Genomic DNA, 3,225 nt, shown 5'->3' with positions numbered 1-3,225 from the left:
ATATCCTGTACACCATCGACCATCCGCATCTGCGCTTTTTCAATATCACCATTTCCAACAACAACGGCATCACGCACCCGCCACCGTCCCCGGCCGGCCCCGACGAAGTGGCCGGTGCACCGGCGCGCGCCCTGCTGCCGCCGCACGCCGAATACGATCTGCTGTGGTTCATTGCCCGCTACGGGCCGGAATTGGCAGACTGGGAACGCGACATCTTCCTGGCCGTACGCGAAGAGTCGTTTTACTTCTATCCTGTCTTTGCCTGCCAGATCATGAATGAAGGCTGGGCTTCGTACTGGCATGCGCGGCTGCTGCGCGAAGCGTCGTTCCTGCCGCCCTCGCTCTACCTGTCTGCCATCCGCGCCCATTCGGACGTCGTGCGTCCGTATGCGGGCAGCCACCAGCAGGCACTGGCCATCAATCCCTATCACCTGGGTTTTTGCATGTGGGAATCGATCATCGAACGCGAAGGCCTGGCCCGCGCGCGGCAGATTTGCCAGGAAGACGATGATTTCAGTTTCATCCGCAACTATCTGGACGATGCGCTGGCCGACCGCCTGGGCCTGTTCGTGCATGAGAGCCGGCGCGACGGCGAAACCCGGCTGGCCAGCCGCGACATCCACGCCATACGCGAAGCCATCCTGGCGCCCAAATACCATTATGGCGCGCCCTGCATCGCCGCCACCCTGCTCAACGACGATGGCAGCCTGGTGCTGCGGCACGACCATCTGCGCGATGGACGCGGACTCGACCTTGAGCAGGCCCAGCAGGTGCTGGCATATATCGCCCGCGTCTGGCGCCGGCCCGTCACCTTGCACACGGCCGACTTTCGCGGCACGCCAAGGGTACTCAGCAGCAAGACAGATGGCCTGCCGGAACCACCGAAGCCAGCGGCGGCGCCGCCGTGGCAGCAGGCCTGACACCGCGCAGCCGTACCGTGCACTCGAACCCCGCGTCCCCGTGCCACCAGGCTTATGCCCGTACCGCACCCTGCGCGCAGCCCACAAAGGCCCCGTTGCTGTGGCACCAGTTGCTGTGGTCAGAACAGCCTGGCTACGTTGCGTCCCCAGGGAGAGCTTGCCAACAAGACAGACAGCATGGCGTTGTCGGGCACGGGCCATGGCGGAACTGCCGTGACAGTTGAGTGTGCTGGGTTTGCTGGGTTTGTTAGGTCTGTTGGGTCTCTTGGGGTTCTTGGGTCTATTTGAGCTATTTGGTCTATTTTGGTCTGTTTGGTCTGTTGCGTCTGTTGTATCTGTCGGGCCGGCGGAAGCTAGACCCCGGAGCGAGGGGCCGGGCAAGCGCCAGCGCGTGAGCTGGCGCCGTTGAGGGAACTGAAGCGGCCGCCAATCCCAGGCCGCCATGCCGTCACGACAAACTGGCGCAGGCATTTGCCATCCAGTCCGAACTACAAAGGTGCCGGGGTCGGACCCTCAGGGTCCGACCCCGGAACTTTGCGGTGGGGGTAAAAAGGCGCTATTTAAGTGCATCAGGATAAGCGCATCAGGATCGGGGCCAAAATCTGCGGCAGGCTCAAGGTGTGCATCAAGGTCTTTATCAAGGTCTGTATCACTGTATCAAGCCAGAAGCGGAGCCAGAGTCATAGGCATAGGCATAATCGAAGCCAGAGCCGCCTGCCGCTTGCCGCTATCACGCACGCTGCGCCACATACCAGGCGATGGTATACGCTAGCCCTTGCGCCAGGGTATGCGTGGGGGCGTAGCCCAGCAGGCGTGCCGCCTTGGCGATGTCCGCTTGAGAATGGCGCACGTCGCCGGCGCGAAATTCGCCATACTGAGGCGCCCTTGGCTGGAGTTGCGGGCGGATGGCGTGCAGCTGGCTTTGCATGGCGGCATGCAGCTGGGTCAGGCTGGTGCGGGCATTCACGGCCACGTTATAGACCTGGTTGACGGCGGCAGGCTCCGCACACGTGGCGGCCAGCAGATTGGCCTGCACGGCGTTGTGCACGAAGCAAAAATCGCGGCTGGTGGCACCATCGCCATGGATCCGCACGGGCTGCTCGTCCAGCATGGCGGCGATCCAGCGGGGAATGACGGCCGCGTAGGCACCCAGCGGGTCCTGGCGCGGGCCGAAGACATTGAAGTAGCGCAAGCCGATGGTCTGTGTGCCAAAGCAGCGCGCATACACTTGCGCATACAGTTCATTGACATACTTGCTCAGGGCATACGGCGACAGGGGCGCGCCGATATGCTGTTCCACCTTGGGCAAGGCCGCATGGTCGCCATAGGTGGCGCTCGAGGCCGCATAGACGAAACGCTGCACGCGGGCGGCACGGGCGGCGGCCAGCATGTTCAGGAAACCGCTGACATTGACGGCGTGGCACAGTGCCGGGTCTTCCAGCGAGCGCGAGACGGAACCGAGCGCCGCCTGGTGCAGCACATAATCGACATCCTCGCAGGCACTGGCGCACGCCTGCGCATCGCGGATATCGTTGTCGACCAGGGTGAAGCGCTGCCACGCCGCTTCGCCAACGCTGACGCGTACCAGCGCCAGATTGTGCCGGTGTCCCGTCGAAAAATTGTCGAGGCCGCGCACTTCCTGCCCCAGGCGCAACAAAGTCTCCAGCAGGTGCGAACCGATGAAGCCGGCCACTCCCGTCACCAGCCAGCGCCGTGGCGCGTGCAGCAAAAGCGCGCACGCCTGCGCGCAAGCCCCCGTGCCGAAGTCCGGCGCCATACCCGCGGCTTCAGCAGGCAGCGGTTTGGCTGACGCGGCGTCGCTATCGGCAGACTGCGCGGCCGGGGCGCCCTCCTGCATTATTGCCTGCCGCACCCCTGGCCCACCGTCCTGCCTGCGCTGACGGGCGGTTTCCTGTCCGCTCTCCTGTCCATTTCCTAGTCTGCGTTCCTGTCCATTTTCCTGTCCAGTTTGCTGCCTTGTTTCCTGAATTGCGTCCGGCCTCGCTTCCGGTCTCGCTTCCTGTCCTATCTCCTCGCCAGCCGCCGGATCAGCAGCGAGGGCGCCCTCCGCCCTGGTCTGCACCGCCGCCACCGCCGCATGCAGACAGGCCGCAGGGCCGGCGTCGGCGCGAGTTCCGGCCGCCAACGGCTGCCCAGCCGTGCAAGCGGCATCGCATGCAGTCTCGCTGCCGGGCCGCAACCCGCGTGCAAGATCATCGCGCGCTTCCACAGCAACATCGCCGGCCCCAGCGGCGCCCTCCACCGTCCCATGCACCACCTTCCCACGCGCCACCTTGCCATTCAC

The 3,225-nt window shown here is 64.4% G+C and carries 2 protein-coding genes; one reads left to right on the top strand and one right to left on the bottom strand.

The window, feature by feature from the left end:
• Nucleotides 1-920 (top strand): SpoVR family protein (locus tag JaAD80_RS27555; RefSeq protein WP_180979623.1); only part of this gene is annotated, 920 nt, incomplete at its 5' end.
• Between the two features lie 730 nt (nt 921-1,650).
• Here JaAD80_RS27555 and JaAD80_RS27550 read toward each other — a convergent pair.
• Nucleotides 1,651-2,697, bottom strand: a complete 1,047-nt coding sequence (locus tag JaAD80_RS27550) for an SDR family oxidoreductase (protein ID WP_102299300.1) — start codon at nt 2,695-2,697, stop codon at nt 1,651-1,653.
• Nucleotides 2,698-3,225: the final 528 nt, after the last annotated feature.

The sequence above is a fragment of the Janthinobacterium sp. AD80 genome, assembly GCF_002878455.1.
Classification (GTDB): domain Bacteria; phylum Pseudomonadota; class Gammaproteobacteria; order Burkholderiales; family Burkholderiaceae_D; genus Janthinobacterium.
The sequence above is the reverse complement of the archived record's forward strand: the minus strand, read 5'-3'. Positions and strand labels throughout refer to the sequence as shown.